This window comes from Streptomyces sp. NPDC040589 (assembly GCF_055594445.1).
Map to the genome: position 1 here is coordinate 485,192 of NZ_JBVIWP010000003.1, position 17,461 is coordinate 502,652.

Sequence of the window (17,461 nt, forward strand, 5' to 3'; positions counted from 1 at the left end):
CTACGGGTTCAGGGTCGAGTCGGACGCAGGCTCAGTGTCCGAGCCCGCCGCAGGTTCAGGGCCGAGTCGGCCGCAGATCCGGGGCCCGAGCCCGCCGAGGGTCCAGCGCCGGGCCCACCGTCGGGCCAGTGCCGAGTCTGGCGCAGGCCAGTAGAAGAGTCGGACCCAGGTCAGCGGTGAGTTGGAGTCGGCCCAGTGCCGAGTCGGACGCGGGCCCAGTGTCCGAGCCCCGGCCCAGGGGGTCCAAGGGGCGCAGCCCCTGGCGGGGTGTGGGGGCGGAGCCCCGCGAGGGGTGCGGGGGACGCACTCCCTGCCGGGGTCTGGGGCGGAGCCCCGAGGGTCTCGCTCCAGTCCTCTGACCGAACCGATGCGGCCCTGGTCCCCGACTGACCACTTCGACCGCAACCCCTCAACGAACTGCTTCGGGTGGGTGGGTGGGAAAGCCCCGTCCGAGGCGGAGCCCCGAGGCTGTTCGAGTCCGGCCTCTTGACCGGCCGAGTCGGGCGGGTGGGTGGGCAAAGGCAACGATCACAGGGAGAACCCGTGCCAGAAGGCCACACCATCCACCGCCTGGCCCAGGACTACGCCGCCGCCTTCCTCGGCACAACCCCCGAAACCACCAGCCCCCAGGGCAAGTTCACCGACGCCGCCACAATCCTCACCGGCACGGAACTCACCCACACGGAAGCCCACGGCAAGCACCTCTTCCTCGGCTTCCGCGACACCGACTGGATCCACATCCACCTCGGCCTCTTCGGCAAGGTCACCTTCGGCCCGGCCCCCGCACCCCCACCCACCGACACCGTCCGCCTCCGCCTCGCGAACAACACCGCGTACGTAGACCTCCGAGGCCCCACCACCTGCGCCCTGATCACACCCCCGGAGAAGCAGGCGATACACGACCGCCTCGGCCCCGACCCCCTCCGCGAGGACGCCGACCCGGACACCGCGTACCGCCGTATCGCCCGCAGCCGTACGACGATCGCCGCCCTCCTCATGGACCAGAAGATCATCGCAGGCGTAGGAAACGTCTACCGCGCGGAGGTCCTCTTCCGGCACCGCATCGACCCGTACCGCCCCGGCAAGGACCTCACCCCACCCGAGTGGCACGCGATCTGGACCGATCTGGTCGAGCTCATGCACGAGGGCGTCCGCAACAACCGCATCGACACCGTCCGCCCGGAACACACCCCGGAGGCGATGGGCCGCCCACCCCGCGTGGACGACCACGGCGGCGAGGTGTACGTCTACCGCAGGGCCAACCAGCCCTGCCACCTCTGCGGCACCGAGATCCGCACCGCCGACCTCGCCGCCCGCAACCTCTTCTGGTGCCCGACCTGCCAAGTCCGCCCCTGAGGAACCCCCGGAAGCCGTACGGCAACCCCGGCCTCAGAAGCCGTACGGCAACCACGGCGCCAGACCGGCCGCCCCGAACCCCAGCGAGGCCTCCGCCAACGCCCCCCGCCGTATCTCCCGCACCCGCCCCGCCGCCCCCAACGAGGCCAGCGACACGCCCCCGAGATACGCGGAACTCAACTCCCGTACGGACAGGGCGACATCCGCCGCATCCGCCGTACGCTCGCAGGACGCCCCCTTCGCATCCCCGCTGAGCCGCCAACGCCCGGCGTTCCAGGGGCAGAACGCGTCCTCCACCTCGAACACCACATCCACCGGCGCCTGATACGTCCGCGCCTCCAGCGCGGCCCCCAGCTCCACGGGCCGTAGGTACAGCGAATCCCCCAACCGCGGCCGACACCGCCGGATGTCGGACACCCAGTGCCGCCACGCGTCGTCCACCGGCCGCCCCCGCCCCCGCACCACCAGCGACGACGTCAGGTCGATGCCGAACAGGAACCGCCACAGCGCCGCGTCCGCCGCGGGGTCCAGCGCGGCCGAGTCCTCCAGAATCACCGTGCCGTCGGGCCCGGCGGTCTCCCAGCTCGGCTTGACGCGATACCGCGCGTACCCGACCGTCTCGCCGTCCCGCTCGGCGAGGACGCACTGCAGCGGCGACGCCCCCTCCCGCTCGCCCTCCGGATCGAGCAGCGAGAGCCGCTCCCAGCCGGGCTGCCGGGCGAGCATCCCGGGCCGCGACGGAACCAGCCGGGCGTAGACCGCCTCGCACGCGTCGAGGACATCGGCCGGAACGGCGTACCGCACGCGTACGTCATCCGTGCCCGCCGGCAGCGACGTGAGCCGCACCCGGGTCGTGTCGATCTCGGCGTTCAACTGGAAGGTGGCGCTTCCGTATCCGAACCGGCCGTAGATCGCCGGCTCGGAGGCCGTGAGAACGGCCAGCGGCTCACCCCAGGCACGGACGTCGTCCAGTTGCCGCCGCATCATCGACGTCAGAACCCCGCGCCGGCGATGCGTCGCGGCCACGCTGACCATGGTGACGCCCGCGGCCGGCACCGAGGCGCCGCCGGGCACCGTGAGCCGGAAGCTGAACGCCCCGGCCGTCCCCACGCACTCGTCCCCGTCCCAGACACCCAGCGAACGGTCGAGCTCGGTCAGCGAGTTCCACAACTCCCGTTCCTCCGCGGACTCCGGCACCCCGCCGAAGCCCCGGATCAGGGTGTCGTACCACTTGTCCCAATCATCCCGCCGCAGCACCCGCAGTTCGGTCGCGGAGCCGGTCGCGTCAGTCGCCATGGACCATGCCTACCAGGGCAATGCGGGACGAGCGAGCAAATTTCTCTCAGGTGGCGGCGGGGCGGCGCGCGGTGAAGTTCACTGTGAAGTCGGCCCTCGGACGGGGGACAAGTGGGACCTCCCGTGCCAAGCGGCTGGTCCGATGGATAGGGTCCCGAACTAATGGCATCAGGACGAGAGCGGCGCGCGGAAGCCGACACGTTCACGGCCCGGTTGAAGAAGCAGTGGCACCGGGCCCGCGTCGGCGTGCGCCGAGCCGCCGTGGACTACTTCCGCGGTGACGGCTCGGACTGGATCGCCCTGGCCGGTCTGCTCCTGACCGTCCCGCTGATCGCGGCGGCGACGCTGGGGAACTCGGTGTGGTTCTCGCCGGCCGCGCTCGTCCTGCCCGTCGTCGTGGGCGGCCTGGTGCTGCGCCCGGCCAGCCTGCTCGGCCTGTACGCGGCGGCGGCCACGGCGCTGATCGTGGAGTCGGTGCAACTGGGCCCGTACACGGAGGGGCCCTCCAGGGTCACTCCGGGCATCGTGCTGGTGGTCGCGGCCTGCGGTTTCTTCGGGCTGCTGCTGGCCCAGTTCCGCAGCCGGGTCGGTGTGCCCTGGCGGCGCGGCGGCACCATGCTCTTCGACCTGCGCGAACGCATCCGGGTGCAGAGCCAGCTGCCCGACCTGCCGGGCGGCTGGCACCAGGAGATGGCGCTGCGCCCGGCGGGCGGCCAGTCCTTCTCGGGCGACTTCGTCGTCGCGGCCCGCACCAACGGCGGCCGTACGCTCGAGGTCGTCCTCACCGACGTCTCCGGCAAGGGCATGGACGCGGGCTCCCGTGCCCTGCTGCTGTCCGGCGCGTTCGGCGGCCTGCTGGGCTCCCTCCCGCCGCACGCCTTCCTCCCCGCCGCGAACGGCTATCTGCTCCGCCAGGACTGGGACGAGGGCTTCGCCACCTCCATCCACCTGGTCCTCGACCTGGACTCCGGCGACTACGAGCTCTACTCCGCAGGCCATCCGCCGGGCCTGCAGCTCAGCGCGGGCACCGGACGCTGGGAGGAGAAGGCCGCCGAGGGCCCGCTCCTCGGTGTGTACGACGGCGCCCAGTTCGACCCCGTGAAGGGCTCGCTGCGCCCGGGCGACGTACTGATGCTGTTCACGGACGGCCTGGTGGAGACCTCCGACCGCGACATCGTCGAGGGCATCGACCGCCTCACCGGCGAGGCCGACCGCTACGTCGCCGGCGGCTTCCACGGCGCGGCCTGGCACCTCATCGAAGCGGTCGCCAAGGACGTCAACGACGACCGCGCCCTCCTGCTGATCTGCCGAGAGGGCCCGACGGCGGCGTCCGCCCGCTGACGCCCGGCACTGCAAACCAACACTTGGTCATGGTTCCGTGCCGCTTCTGTGAGCGGCTCGGACCCAGATTGCATTGGCAACTGTCGTGTTGATAGAGATTACAGAGAGACTTGAGGTGGCTTTGAGGGCTGCCGTTGGGGCCCATACGGGGGAGGCGAGCCAGCAGGATGAAGTTCGACATGGGTGCGCAGACACTGTCGTCGTTGCAGCGTGACACACGTGGTTCGACGGATGACCTGGGTGGTCTGGTCCGGCAGTTGGTGGCGGCGGCGCAGCCGCTGGAGGGCAAGTTCAACGGTGCTGGTCGGGTGACGTTCGACCAGTTCAAGACGAGGGCGGACCGGATCGCGTCGGATCTGAACTCGTCGCTGTCGGCGATTCTGGGCGGTCAGTCCGGCATGGACTCGGCGTTCTCCTCGGGTGACCAGGAGCAGGGGGACAACGCGCGTCAGCAGATGTCGGCGGCGAACTTCGACGCCGCGCGCTTCCGCTGACCCGTCTCTTCTTTCTCTGCTTGGTTCTGTCTGTTCGTTTTTCGGGGAGTGGTCTGTGATGGCAGGCGCGGGTTCGGATCGTCGGTCGTATGACCTGGGTGCGTCGACGGATGCACAGTCCAACATTCAGGTGGTGATCGGCCGTCTGGAATCGTTGATCGCCCAGCGTGACAAGCAGGTGAAGGCGGCGATGGCGGACTTCACGGCGGATGGTGTGGCGGATGAGTACCACGGCAAGGAAAAGCGGTGGAACAACGCCTCGCAAGAGGTGAAGAACATCATTCATCTGCTGAAGTCGACGCTGGAGAAGAACGACGGCACGGCGCAGTCGACGATTCAGCGGGCGAAGGCGGCCGTGGACAACATCGGCTGAAGCGCCGCTGGTTTCGTGTCCGTTTTCTGTTCGGTGTAGTCGGTAGTGGTGTGTGACGGGGGTTTGTGGTGCCCGGCTGGGATTTGAAGCCGCAGGGGATTTCTCATGTGCTGACGACGACGGGTGACGCGGCGTCGAAGCTGGAGAAGTACGCAACGTCGTTCGGGGAGCATCTGACGTCGGCGGCGTCCAGCGCGGGCACGGTTTCCGCCGAGGGCGGCGGTGAGGGCGGCGAGAAGGCGCAGGGCGGGCTGGTGGCTCTCGCGTTGTCGCAGTTCGCGGAACACGCGGCGAAGGATCTGAAGTTCGTCGCGGCACGGACGGGTAAGTCGTTGCAGGGCGCGGTGGATGCGACCACGGCATATCTGAACGGTGACGAGGAGATGGCGGCGGAGGCGCAGCGCAACACGCTGAAGGCGCCCCCGGTGGATCTGCCGGGAGTCGGTAAGAAGTGATTCAGCCGGAGAAGATCCCGCAGTTCACGGGAAACTTGGAGCAGCTGGAGACGGATTACGCGGATCTGAAGAAGGACGCGGGTCATATCCGGGATACCGGTGCCGACGTCCATTCCCGGTTCCAGGGCCTGTCGGCGTTCTACACGGCTCCGGAGGCGGAGCGGCTGTTCGCCACGACGAAGCCGGTGAAGGAGAAGGCGGACGCGTTCGCCGACGATCTGGAGACCGTGTCGGGCGCGCTGTCGTCGTACGCCACGGAAGTCCGGCCGCTGGTGGCGAAGCTGAAGCGGTTGAAGACGGACGCCGCGGCCTTCGTCGCCTCGGTGAAGGACGACGACGAGTGGGAGTACGACGAGGACAAGGTCGACGAGCACAATCAGCTGCGCGACGACATCACCGCCACGGTGGCGGCGTTCTGGACGGCGGAGCGGACCTGCCACAACAAGATCACCGCCCTGTGGGGCGGGACGCAGATGGTGGCCGGGGACGGTTCGAAGAAGAAGAACCAGTACGGCTTCAACGCCGGGGACATGAAGAACGCGAAGCTTCCCTGGGGCGACCCGGTGGAGGAGAAGCACCACTGGTACGACGTCGGCCACTGGGTGAAGTCCTTCGTGTGGGACGGCCTGATCGTCGACGGTGTCTGGGGCACGATCAAGGGCTTGGGCACACTGGTCGGCTTCGGCGGCTGGGATGCGATGAAGCAGGCCTGGAAGGGCCTGGCGCAGCTTGCGACCGGCCTGGTCATCACCGCGATCCCCGGGGCGAACGCCGCCTTCTGGACGGCGTCGGACAAGGAGCTGCCGTCCTGGCTGCGTGACTCGCGCACGGCGATGAAGGAGACCGGCAAGGCGCTGGTGGCGTGGGACGAGTGGGGCAAGAACCCCGCCCGTGCGGCCGGTGCGGTCACCTTCAATGTGCTGACCACTGTCTTCACCGGTGGTGCGGGTGGTGCGGCGGCGGGTGCGGGCAAGGCGGGCGCGGTCGCCAAGGCCCTCTCGGTGGCGGGCAAGGCGGGCCGGGTCATCGACCCGATGACCTACATCGCCAAGGGCGCGGGCGCGGGCCTGTCGAAGATCGGCGACATCACCAAGGGCCTGAAGGGCGTCGGCAACATCGACATCCCCACCCTTCCCGACGGCTCGGTCCACCTCCCCGACGGCCACCAACTGGCCCCGAACGGCAACCTCGTCGCGCCCACCGGCACCATCGACGCGACGCCGGTGCCGCACGGCGCGGGCCCGACCGCCCCGCACGGCACCACTCCGACCCTGCCCGCCCACTGGACGACGCAAGGTGCTTCCACACCGTCGTACGCCGGGGCGCACGCAGGCGTCGACGGTGCCGCGCACACGGTCGACAACGCGGCCGGTGGTGGGCACTACAACACGCCGCCCACAGCCCCGATCCACACCCCGGGGGGCGCCTTCGACCCGACTCCGGCCCCGTCCCCGTATGGCCAGGTGCCGTCATCACCGGACTCGTACGGGCACCCTCCGCTGGGGTCTCCGTACGGACATGCGCCTGCCGGCTCTCCCTACGGGCATGCACCGACGCCGTCGGCCTACGACCACGCGCCGTCGCCGTCGGCGCACGATACGGCCCCGCCCACCGCGCCCCACGCTGGCGGACATCCCGGCTCCGGGACACCGTGGTACAGCCAGGGCGCGGGGTCCAACCCGGTCCACGATGCGCCGACCATGCCGCACCACGGAGAGCATGGTCCTGGCATGCCCCATGCCCCGGGCGACGGCTTCCCGGGAGCTGGGCATGCCGACGATGCCTCTCACAGTGCCGGACCCGGTGACGCCGATGCCGGTCACCACGTGGACGATGCCGCGCACGCCGGTGGGCATGCGGACCTCGGACATGGTCTGGCGGATGCCGCCGCACATCACGGCAACGACGCCCCGATCGCTCCGGGCGGTCAGGGCGCGGATGTGCCGGGCAGCACGGCTGCTCAGCCGTTCGAGTACAAGCCGATCATGTCGGCGGACGACTTCGACGACCTGGCCACCGACGCGGAGCGGCATGCGGTGGCCACAGCGGAGCTGGAGCGGGGCACCAACCCCTACCCCAGCAGCAGCGACGAAGCGGGTAAGGCGTACGGCGACACGCACTGGAACGACTTCCTGGACAACCTCGACCCCAAGGCCAAGGGGGCGCTGGAGAGGTACAGCAGCTTCTACTACAAGAGCATCAATGGCCAGTTGCGGAACATCGACGAGCCCCTGAAACCACAGGTGCGGGAGCTCGTCGACGATATGGACCGGGTCATGGGTGGCCGCCCAGTCCCCGAGGACGTCATGGTCGTCCGAGGGACGGAATACGACCACATCCTCAAGGAAGTGAATTCGGTACTGGACATGGAGGGCAGAACGTTCACGGACGACGGGTTCACCTCCACGTCGCTCGGCAAGACCGCAGCCTTCGAGCACCAGCCGATGATCATGCACCTCCGCGTACCGAAGGGCACACCGGCCCTCTGGATCGACCACATCTCCCTCAACAAGGGTGAGCGGGAGTTGTTGCTCGCTCGCGGTTCGCAGTACAAGGTGACGCGCGTCTTCCAGGACACGGCCGACAAGTGGCACGTCTATGCAGAGGTCATGCCGAGGCGGCCTTAGCGCCCGCCTCCGGAGAGACGTTGTCGCCGTGCCGAAACACAGGAGAATGAACTTCATGAGCAGTGAGAAGCCGATCACGTCACGCTTCGAGGAGAACCTGCAATTCAAGCAGGTGGCAGGCCCGGAGACGTACAGCGTCACCACGGACAGGCCCGTCATGTACTTGAGCGTCGCCGACCAAACAGGCACCGTCATCGGTTACGTATGGGCGAACGACGAGGACGATGCGGCTGGCTGGGTCGTGCCGCCAGGTCTGTCGGCCAACGCCGTGAACGCCGGCGGTAGGTGGGTACGGGCTCTGCGCTCAGGGAAGGACCGGCAGCTCGCTCCCACTGCCCTCCTTGCCGAGCTGGCGCGCGGCGTGAACGACGGCAAGCAGAGCCACGCAGTTCCAAGCTCTCTCGCTGAGGCGCCGACGCTTGCTGTTCTCAAGGAGCGGGCGTCTGGTGGCTGAGTCCGGCTGCTGAGGACGCCGTCAGCATGACCAACCCCGTGCACTACATCACCGTCACCGCCCCCGACGGCGAGGTGATCGGATACGCCTGGGCGGAGGCCAACTCCGATGACGTCGAGTGGATCCAGCGGAAGGCGAGCAGCGTCAGCGCCTACAAGGCGAGCACGGCGTGGTACAGCCGGATACGTGAAGCCCGCGACCGTGGCCTCACCCCTCTCGGCGTCCTCCACCTGCTCAGCCACGAACCCGGTGTCGGCCCCGTCACCGAGGCCATCGGCGCCGATGCCGTCGAGGAACTCGCCCGTATCGTCACCCCGGCCGACGACCAGCGTCTCCTCGACCAGCTCGACCGTGACAACCCCGAGGCGTGGCGAGAGCTCGCCGAAGCCTTCGACGGGCTCACGGACGAGGACCGGGACGTGCGGTGGGGCGGTGGGCAGAAGTCGCCGAGCGGGGTCATCCACGTACCGTTCCCCATGTACAGCAAGGGGGTGCACCGGGCCGTCGACGCCCTCCGCCGCGTCGGTGCCGTCACGCCCGAGCACCGGTGGATGGACAACCCCATGCCGACGCCCTCGCCGGAGGGGACGCTGCGGCCCGCCGACGCCGTCCGGGCCGCCACCGCCGTGATCCGTGGGGAGAAGTTCTGCGACGGGTCCATCGGCAATGCTCTGAAGAGCGGCCTCCTGGACGCCGTCGTCGCATCACTCCGTGCCTGGTACGCCGACCCTTCCGCCGTGCAGCCCCCATATGCGCCGGCCGACGCCCGACCCGACAACGGCCAGGCCCGCCGCCTCCCTGATCAGGACCTCCCGGAACCCCCGGATCCGTCCTCCCTCATGTGCAGGTTCTGCGGAGGTTCTCCCGCCGCGGACATCGCGTTCCGCGCGCACCGGGGCCTCCTCGTCGTCATGGGATTCCGCAAGACGGACGGTCCGATGTGCCTGACCTGCGGGCTGGCCGTGTACCGCGCGCTGACCACCCACACCCTCGCCTGGGGCTGGTGGAGCCCCCTGTCCCTCTTCGTCTTCGCACCGTTGACGCTGATCCGCAACGTCCTGGCCGTACGCAAGGTGCGAAAACTCCCCGCACCGGGGCCGGGCACGCTCGGCCCCCGCTACGACCCCGGCGTACCCGTGCGGCGACGGCCCCGCGCGTACATCGCGTTCATCCCCCTGCTGTGGGTGCTCTTCATGATCGTTACGGGGCTGTCCGGAGGTGTGTGAAGACGCTCGGGGGGACGGCCGCACCGGTTGTACGGGTGGCGCGTTCGTGTCCTATGTTGCGGAAGCGAAGCTAGGGGGAACGCATGCCACAGGAGATGAGTCTCGCCGAGGTCGAGGCCGTCGCTCGCGCCGCGCACGCCGGACAGACGGACAAGGCCGGGCGGCCGTATGCCGAGCATCTGTGCGCCGTGGCGGATGGCGTGCGGGCCCGGGGCGGAGGCGACGAGCTGGTCGCCGCCGCCTGGCTGCACGACGCGCTGGAGGACGGCGTCCTCAGTGAGGAGTGGCTCGACGCGGCCGCGCTCACGCAGCACACCAAGGACGTCGTACGAGCCATGACCAAGCGGCCGGGTGAGGAGCCGGAGGCGTACGCACGCCGGATTCTGGCCACACCGGGCGCCCGGCTGGTCAAGACCGCCGACCTCGCGCACAACGCCGACCCCCACCGCCTCGCCGCACTCGACGAGCACACCGCCCGGCGGCTCACGCAGAAGTACGCCGCCATGCGGAAGCACCTCGGTCTGGCCCCGGCCGACTGACCACGCACCAACAAGGCACAGGACGACTGAATGGCACGGGACTACGACAGCCAGCTGCTGGAGTCGGTGGCGGTGCGCCGGCGCCGGATGCGCGACGCACTGCTGTTCGGCGCGCAGCGCGCTCGGCGGACGGTGGACGAGCGGTTCGGCAAGATGTTCGCGGGCATCGCGATCGCCGCCGTACTGTGCGCCGGCTGTATCGGCTGGTCCTTCCTGCAGGCCACGCTGGCGAAGCAGAAGGCGGAGGAGAAGCAGCAACAACAACAGCAGCTGTACAACCCGACGCCCAGCGCCTCCGCGAGCGGTGCCGGCGGCAAGGGTGCGGAGAAGCAGTGAACGGGGTGTGTGCGGTCGGCGCGACCGGATCGGAGCGCGGCCGTGGCCGAAACGACGCGATGGTAGGTTCCGGCGAGTGGTGAGCGCAGCAACGATGTCCCGGACCCAGCTGAGCCGGGTCACCCTGATCGGCGAGCGACGACGAGCCGACCTGGTACTGCCGTCCGACACGCCGATCGGCCAACTGCTTCCGGACATACTCCAGTTGCTGGACGACCGGGCCGCCGCCCGGCCGACCACCCGGCAGCTGATCACGTCCGACGGCTCGGCGCTGCCCCATGACGCGACGCTGTCCTCGGCCGAGGTGCCCGACGGTGCCGTGCTGCGCCTCGTGCGGGCCCATGCCGCGCCGCCGGCGCCGGTCGTGCACGACGTCACCGACCAGGTCGCGGACGACCTCGACCTGCGGACCTGGCGCTGGCGCCCGGCCGCGCGCCGCATCAGCGCCGGCGTGGCGACCGTGGTGTTCGCCGTGGCCGCGGCCGTCCTGGCCCGGCAGGAGTTCTCACTGGAGTCCCTCACCACGGGGCTCGCGGTCGTCACCGTGCTGTTCCTTGTCGCCGGTGCGGCCATCGCCAGGATCGGCGACGGCAACCAGGGCCTGGCCACCGCTCTGCTGCTGGCCTCCGGCGGGCTGGGCCTGCTCGCCGCCTGGACCGCCGCCGACGCCTACGACTGGGGTGGAACGGCCCGGCTCGCCGGGGTCGCCGCCGCACTGGTGATCACCCTCGTACTGCTGTCCTACTGTTCGCCGCTCGGCAGGGGCGGACTGATCGGGGCCGGTGCGATCGTGGTCGTCGCCCTGGTGTGGGAGGCGGTCGCCCTCCTCCAGGACCGGGCGGACCGGATCGGCGCCGTGATGGCCGTGTTCTCCATCATTTTGCTCGGGCTGCTGCCCCGGTTCGCACTGATGGCCTCCGGACTCACCGCGCTGGACGACAAACGCTCGACGGGGACGTCCGTGAGCCGCCACCAGGTCGCCAACGCCCTCGCCGCCACCCACCGCGGGCTCGCCCTCGCCACCATCGTCACCGCGGCGTCGGCCGCCCTCGGCGGCTGGATGCTGACCACCGCGAAGGAACCGACGGTCTGGACGGTCGGCCTCGCCTCCCTCGTGGCCGTCGTGCTGCTGTCCCGGGCCCGGGCCTTCCCTCTGGTCGCCGAGGTCGTGGCGCTGTTCGCGGCGGCGGCGTTCCTCGTCGTACGCCTCGCGGTGCTGTGGCTGGACCACGCCGGGGGCGCCGGAGCCCTGGTGCTGCTGGGTGCCGCGGCACTGTTGCCTCTGCTGGTTCTCGGCATCGAGCCGCCCGATCACGTACGGGTCCGGCTGCGCAGGTTCGCCGACCTGATCGAGTCCCTGGGCGTGATCGGGCTGTTCCCGCTCGCCATCGGGGCGTTCGGCATCTACGGGCAGTTGCTCAACAAGTTCTGAGACTGCGAAGACCAGACGCCCACCAGCTGTCGCTCCCGCGGAACGGCAAGGCGGGGTGTGGCAGGAGAGAAGGGCGACATGCCGAGCGGGGACAACTGGCAGAACGACGTGCTGCGCGACCTGAGGGGCGGCACGCCTCAGCGGAGTGCCGTGCAACAGGGCGGACAGACACCACACACGCCCCAGCAGGCGCAGGAGGGCACGGCCGGTCCGTACCCCCAGGGGCAGGGGCAAGCACCGGCACCGGCCTACGGCTACCCGCAGCAATACCAGCAGCCCGTTGCCCCGGATCAGCAGTACGCGCAGCAGCCGATGTACGCCGAGCAGTACGCCGCTCAACAGCATGGCCAGCAGCCGCACCCCGGCCAGGCCTATGCCCACCAAGCCCATCCGCAGCAGCAGGCCTACGCCGAGCAGCAGGCCTACGCCGAACAGCAGGCCTACGCCGAGCAGTACGCCGCCCAGCAGCAGGCCGCCTCCGGCCAGCCGCAGCCGCAGTCCGCCCAGCAGGACCTGAACCAGAGCCGGCCGCAGCAGTACGCGGAGCCTGCCCCCGCCCCGCGTGCCCGCACCTCACGCTCCGCCCCCGGCAGCCGCCCGGTCGTCGACAAGAAGCTCCTCGGTGCGGACAAGGGGCCCCGGCGCGGAGAGCCGTTCGCCGCCCGCGCTCTGCGCGCCGTACGCCGAACCATCGCGTCCTCGGCGTCCCGTGAGGTCGCCGAGACCACCGCCACCGCCGAGACACTGCAGCAGCCGGTCACCACCGGCCGCCAGATAGCGGTGACCTCGATCCGCGGCGGCTCGGGCAAGACCACGGTCGCCGCGCTGCTGACCGCCACCTACGCCCACTACCGCCAGGACCCGGTCCTGGCCGTCGAGGCCGACCCGGCGCTCGGGTCGCTGCCGCTGCGGCTCGGCGCGGAGAGCCTGCGCTGGACCACCGGCGATCTCGCCGATGTCGTCGAACCGCAGATGACACTCCTCGACATCACCGGATATCTGGTGCAACTCCCCGAGAACGCCTGGCTGTTGCCCGGCAGCCAGGGGCAGGTCGGGGCCATGCTCGACACCAAGGGGTACGAGCGGATCATGGTGGCGATGCGCCGCTACTTCGGCGTGACCGTGGCAGACTGCGAGACGCTGCCCGCCGAGGTCGCCCGCACCGCCCTGTCCGCCGCCCAGGCCCGGATCCTGACGGTGCCCGCCACGCTCGACGGAATCGCGAGCACCCACGCCGTCCTGGAATGGATGCGCGGCCTGCCCCGCGACATCACCACCTCCACCGTCGTCGTGCTCACCGAGACCGTGCCGCACACCGGTATCGACATCGAGAAGGCGGCCGAGCAGCTGAAGGCGACGGGGGCCAGTGTGTGCGTCCTGCCCTACGACCGCCATCTGGCGGCGGGCGGCACCATCCGCACCGAGCTTCTCGCGCGGGACACCCGGCAGGCCGCCGCCCGCTTGGCGGCCGAGGCCTTCCAGCTCTCCCACAGGCGCCGCTGAGATCGCCCTGCGCGAAGGGACCACGAGGACTCACAGGACAAGGCAACAACGATGAGCACCCGACTGATCCACCGGCCGGCCCGCACTACACGGCCCCCGGCCGCCCCCGAAGCGCGCACCATCGAGGCGCCGCCCAACCTGCCGGACGGCAAGACGGGCTCGATAGCGACCGCGCTGCTGCCCGTGGCGGGTGTGATGTCCTCCGTCGTGATGATGACGGTCGTGCGCAACAGCCAGTTCGCGGGGCTGGGCGCGATCATCCTCGTCGTCACCGTCCTCGGCTCCCTCGTCATGGTCTTCTCCCAGCGCGGAAAGGCCCAGCGCACGCGCCGTACCCAACGCGAGGCCTACCTCTCCTACCTGGAGGACCTGCGGGAGGAGCTGTCGAAGGAAGAGCGGGAGCGGCGGGAGAGCACCCAGGTGCTCAGCCCTCCGCCGGACGCGCTCTACGACATCGTGCGCGACCCGGCCCGGTTGTGGGAGCGGCGCCGCATGGACGCGGACTTCCTGCGGGTACGCGTCGGCACCGGTGAGATGCCGGTGCGCGATCTGAAGGTGGCCCCGCCGGGATCGTCCGTGCTCTCCCCGCCCGACGAGTTCATGCTGAACGAGGCATCCGCCCTCGTCGCCCGCTTCGGGAACGGGACCGAACTCCCGCTCACCGTCCCGCTCGACCGCGTCGGCAACATCACCGTCATCGGCGACCGCGAGGACACCCTCCAGGTCGCCCGCGCGCTGATCGCGCAGGCCGCGGCGACCCACGCGCCCGATGACGTTGCCATGGCGCTGGCCGTCCCCGGTGACCGGATGGCCGATTGGGAATGGGCCAAGTGGTTGCCGCATCTGCTCGACGGTGAGCAGTTCGACGGCCCCGTCGCCGCTCGCCGGTTCGCGCCGTCCCTGCCGCAGCTGGCTCGGCAGATCGGCACCGAACTGCGCCGCCGCGCCTCGTACGCGGCCGAGGTACGCCGTGGCCTGTCCGACCGGGACGCCCTGGCCATGACCTCCCGGCTGCTCGTCGTGGCCGACGCGCACGGCGAAGACGCCGTGGACCTGCCGCGACCCGACGACGCGGTGGGCCTGCGCGACATGAGCGTCACCGTGCTGCACCTGCTCGACCGGCGCGTGCAGGAGCCCGGCAGCGTCGGTGTCCGCATCACGGTCGACGGCGAGCGCGTCGTCATCGAGGACCTGCGTGCGAAGGAGCCCGTCAGCGCGCACGGCACGGTCGACGAGATCGGCGTCCCCTTCGCCGAGGGACTGGCCCGGATGCTCGCCCCGCTGCGCCTGTCCGCGGAGTCGATGGCGGACGCACCGCTCTCCGGCCCGGTCGACTTCGCCGACCTGCTCGGTGTCGACGACGTCGCCGGACTCGACCTGAGCCGCCTGTGGGCCCCGCGCGGTGAACGGGCCTTCCTGCGCGTGCCGATCGGCGTGAGCGACGCCAAGGAACCGGTGCTCCTCGACCTGAAGGAATCCTCCGAACTCGGTATGGGACCGCACGGCCTGTGCGTCGGCGCCACGGGTTCCGGCAAGTCCGAGCTGCTGCGCACCCTGGTCCTCGCCCTGGTCGCCACCCACCCGCCGGAGGACCTGGCCATGGTCCTCGTCGACTACAAGGGCGGCGCCACCTTCGCCCCGTTCGCGAACCTGCCACATGTCTCCGGCGTCATCACCAACCTGGAGAACCAGGCCGGCCTGGTCGAACGCGTCCACGCGTCCCTCGCGGGCGAGGTCAAGCGCCGTCAGCAGGTACTGAAGGACGCGGGCAACGTCGCCGACATCGGCCACTACGCCGCGCTGCGCGCCGAGCGGCGTCCCGACCTGGAGCCGCTGCCGCACCTCTTCGTCGTGATCGACGAGTTCGGCGAACTCCTCACCGCCAAGCCGGACTTCATCGACCTGTTCCTCTCCATCGGCCGTATCGGCCGGTCCATCGGCGTGCACCTGCTGCTGTCCAGCCAGCGCATCGAAGCCGGCAAGCTGAAAGGGCTGGAGACCTACCTGTCGTACCGGCTGGGTCTGCGCACCTTCTCCCCGGACGAATCGCGCACCGTCCTGGACACCACGGACGCCTTCCACCTGCCCCCGCTGCCCGGCTTCGGCTACCTCAAGGTCGACACCAGCCACTACGAGCGGTTCAAGGCCGGCTATGTCTCCGGCGCCTACCGAGGCCCCGTCCGGCGCGAGACCGAGGACACCGGGCCGATCGTCCTGGAGTACGAGGCCTACAACACGCTCGGCCAGGAAGGCAGCGCCTCCCCCGAGGAGCCGCAGATGCGGCGCCGGGAGACCGGCCCCACGGAGATGGGCGTGATGATCGACCAGCTGGAGCGCTCCGGTGCCCGCTCGGTCCGCCAGATCTGGCTTCCGCCGCTGCCCGCCGCGGTCCCGCTCGACAAGGTCGCCGGTGCCGTCGAAGTGGGTCCGCGCGGCATGCAGTTCGCTCAGCGCCCCGGCCCGCTCCAGGTGCCGCTGGGCGTCCTCGACGACCCGACCAGGCAGTGGCAGGGCCAGTGGTACCTGGACCTCACGCTGGCCGGCGGTCATGCCGCGATCATCGGCGGTCCCCAGTCCGGCAAGACCACCCTGCTGCGTACGCTCGCGCTCTCCCTGGCCCTGACCCACACCCCGCAGGAGGTGGGCGTCTACGGTCTCGACCTGGTCGGCGGCGGCCTGCAGGCCCTGTCCGGGCTGCCGCACGTCGGAGGGATCGCGGGCCGCGCGGACCGGGAGCGTGCCGCCCGCACCATCGACTCGGTGCGTGCCATGCTCGACCAGCGCGAGGAGCTCTTCCGCGTCCACAACATCGACTCGCTGGAGCAACTGCGCACCCTGCGTGCGGCGGGACGGGTGCCTGAACTGGCCAGTACCGAGATCGTGTTGCTCATCGACGGGTTCGGCGCGCTGCGCGACGACTTCGAGGACCTCGACGACCCGGTCGTGGACATCCTCAAGCGGGGCAGCGGCTACGGCATCCACGTCGTCGCCGGCATGCTGCGCTGGAACGACGTGCGCATCGCCACCCAGTCCCAGTTCGGCACCCGAGTGGAACTGCGCCTGAACGACCCGGGCGAGTCCAGTATCGACCGCAAGCTCGGCGAGACCCTCTCACCCGAGGAAAAGGGGCGCGTCCTCCTCGACCGCAAGCTCTTCGCCCAGGTCGCCCTGCCCCGCACCGACGGCCTCGCCGACACCGCCGACCTCGGCGCGGTCCTGGAGACCACCGCCCGCACGATCCGCGCCACCTGGACCGGCGAGGTCGCCCAGCCCGTCCGCGTGCTGCCGCACGTGCTGGAGTCGCGCCAGCTGCCCGGCCCCGCCGCCGAACCGCGCCGCGTCCCGATCGGCCTGGACCAGACGCAGCTGGCTCCCGTCCTGCTCGACCTCTTCCACCGCGACCAGCACCTGCTGATCATGGGCGACAGCGAGTGCGGCAAGACCAACCTGCTCAAGGTGATCGCCCAGAGCCTGATCGAGCGCTACGGCGACCACGAACTGGTCTTCGGCGTCTTCGATCCGCGCCGCGGCCTGCGCGGCGTCATTCCGGAGGAGTACCGGGGCGGCTACGCGTACAACACCAAGCTGTGCGCCGGACTCGCCGCCGGCATCGCCGCCGAACTGGACAAGCGGCTGCCCGACGAGACCGCCGATGGCGCCGACCTGGAACCGGGCAGCTTCTCCGGCCCGCGGATCGTGATCCTCGTCGACGACTACGACGTCCTCACCACCGCGGGGCAGCAGCCGCTGGCGCCCTTCGTGCCCTACATCCCGTCGGCCGTCGACATCGGACTGCACTTCGTCCTCACCCGCCGAGTCGCGGGGGCCTCCCGGGGCATGTACGAGCCGTTGCAGCAGGGTCTGCACGAGTCCGGCGCCTCGGCGCTGGTGATGGCGGGGGACCGCGGCGAGGGGCAGCTCTTCTCCGGCGTGTACGCCAGTCACCAGCCGCCCGGCCGCGGCGTGCTGGTCCGCAGGGGTGAACCGAGTCGGCTCATCCAGACCGTCTACCAGGGGACCAGGTGAACG

General features: G+C 70.4%; 14 protein-coding genes. 13 read left to right on the forward strand and 1 reads right to left on the reverse strand.

All coding sequences use genetic code 11. The annotated features are described in order from the left end of the window. The first annotated feature begins 543 nt into the window (after nucleotides 1-543). Nucleotides 544-1,356 carry an Fpg/Nei family DNA glycosylase gene (locus ACZ58V_RS14725; RefSeq protein WP_471290258.1) on the forward strand — a complete coding sequence of 271 codons (813 nt, stop codon included), beginning with the start codon at nucleotides 544-546 and terminating at the stop codon, nucleotides 1,354-1,356. Between the two features lie 33 nt (nucleotides 1,357-1,389). On the opposite strand, the gene ACZ58V_RS14730 is transcribed toward ACZ58V_RS14725, so the two are convergent. Further along, the gene (locus ACZ58V_RS14730; RefSeq protein ID WP_471290259.1) at nucleotides 1,390-2,652 is read right to left on the reverse strand and encodes a GNAT family N-acetyltransferase; all 1,263 of its coding nucleotides are present in this window, start codon (nucleotides 2,650-2,652) and stop codon (nucleotides 1,390-1,392) included. A 162-nt stretch (nucleotides 2,653-2,814) separates the two neighbouring features. On the opposite strand from ACZ58V_RS14730, the gene ACZ58V_RS14735 reads away from it, so the two are divergent. The 12 genes from ACZ58V_RS14735 to eccCa all read left to right on the forward strand — a co-directional run bounded on the left by ACZ58V_RS14735 (nucleotide 2,815) and on the right by eccCa (nucleotide 17,458). Then, on the forward strand, nucleotides 2,815-3,993 hold the full coding sequence (locus ACZ58V_RS14735) for a SpoIIE family protein phosphatase (protein ID WP_471290260.1): 1,179 nt from the start codon (nucleotides 2,815-2,817) through the stop codon (nucleotides 3,991-3,993). 167 nt (nucleotides 3,994-4,160) lie between these two features. Then, nucleotides 4,161-4,487 (forward strand): hypothetical protein, encoded by a 327-nt coding sequence (locus tag ACZ58V_RS14740; protein WP_471290262.1) that lies wholly within the window; start codon nucleotides 4,161-4,163, stop codon nucleotides 4,485-4,487. Between the two features lie 58 nt (nucleotides 4,488-4,545). After that, a complete protein-coding gene (locus tag ACZ58V_RS14745) occupies nucleotides 4,546-4,860 on the forward strand; it encodes a pore-forming ESAT-6 family protein (protein WP_328413977.1) in 315 nt (104 codons plus the stop codon). 65 nt (nucleotides 4,861-4,925) lie between these two features. Further along, nucleotides 4,926-5,315, forward strand: a complete 390-nt coding sequence (locus ACZ58V_RS14750) for a DUF6507 family protein (protein WP_391097534.1) — start codon at nucleotides 4,926-4,928, stop codon at nucleotides 5,313-5,315. Continuing rightward, nucleotides 5,312-7,942, forward strand: coding sequence for an ADP-ribosyltransferase (locus ACZ58V_RS14755; protein ID WP_471290264.1), 2,631 nt, complete (start codon nucleotides 5,312-5,314; stop codon nucleotides 7,940-7,942). Before ACZ58V_RS14750 ends, ACZ58V_RS14755 begins: the two co-directional genes overlap by 4 nt. Before the next feature lie 55 nt (nucleotides 7,943-7,997). Beyond that, a complete protein-coding gene (locus ACZ58V_RS14760; protein WP_471290265.1) occupies nucleotides 7,998-8,396 on the forward strand; it encodes a hypothetical protein in 399 nt (132 codons plus the stop codon). 26 nt (nucleotides 8,397-8,422) lie between these two features. After that, nucleotides 8,423-9,622 (forward strand): DUF6508 domain-containing protein, encoded by a 1,200-nt coding sequence (locus tag ACZ58V_RS14765; RefSeq protein WP_471290267.1) that lies wholly within the window; start codon nucleotides 8,423-8,425, stop codon nucleotides 9,620-9,622. 83 nt (nucleotides 9,623-9,705) lie between these two features. Then, entirely contained in the window at nucleotides 9,706-10,161 is a 456-nt protein-coding gene (locus tag ACZ58V_RS14770) for an HD domain-containing protein (protein WP_471290269.1), read from the forward strand. A 30-nt stretch (nucleotides 10,162-10,191) separates the two neighbouring features. Next, entirely contained in the window at nucleotides 10,192-10,497 is a 306-nt protein-coding gene (locus tag ACZ58V_RS14775) for a hypothetical protein (RefSeq protein ID WP_471290271.1), read from the forward strand. A gap of 94 nt (nucleotides 10,498-10,591) precedes the next feature. Next, nucleotides 10,592-11,929: a type VII secretion integral membrane protein EccD gene (gene eccD, locus ACZ58V_RS14780; RefSeq protein WP_471290687.1), complete on the forward strand. Its 1,338-nt coding sequence runs from the start codon at nucleotides 10,592-10,594 to the stop codon at nucleotides 11,927-11,929. A 78-nt stretch (nucleotides 11,930-12,007) separates the two neighbouring features. Continuing rightward, on the forward strand, nucleotides 12,008-13,432 hold the full coding sequence (locus ACZ58V_RS14785; RefSeq protein ID WP_471290272.1) for an AAA family ATPase: 1,425 nt from the start codon (nucleotides 12,008-12,010) through the stop codon (nucleotides 13,430-13,432). A gap of 51 nt (nucleotides 13,433-13,483) precedes the next feature. Next, on the forward strand, nucleotides 13,484-17,458 hold the full coding sequence (gene eccCa, locus ACZ58V_RS14790; protein WP_471290273.1) for a type VII secretion protein EccCa: 3,975 nt from the start codon (nucleotides 13,484-13,486) through the stop codon (nucleotides 17,456-17,458). Nucleotides 17,459-17,461: the final 3 nt, after the last annotated feature.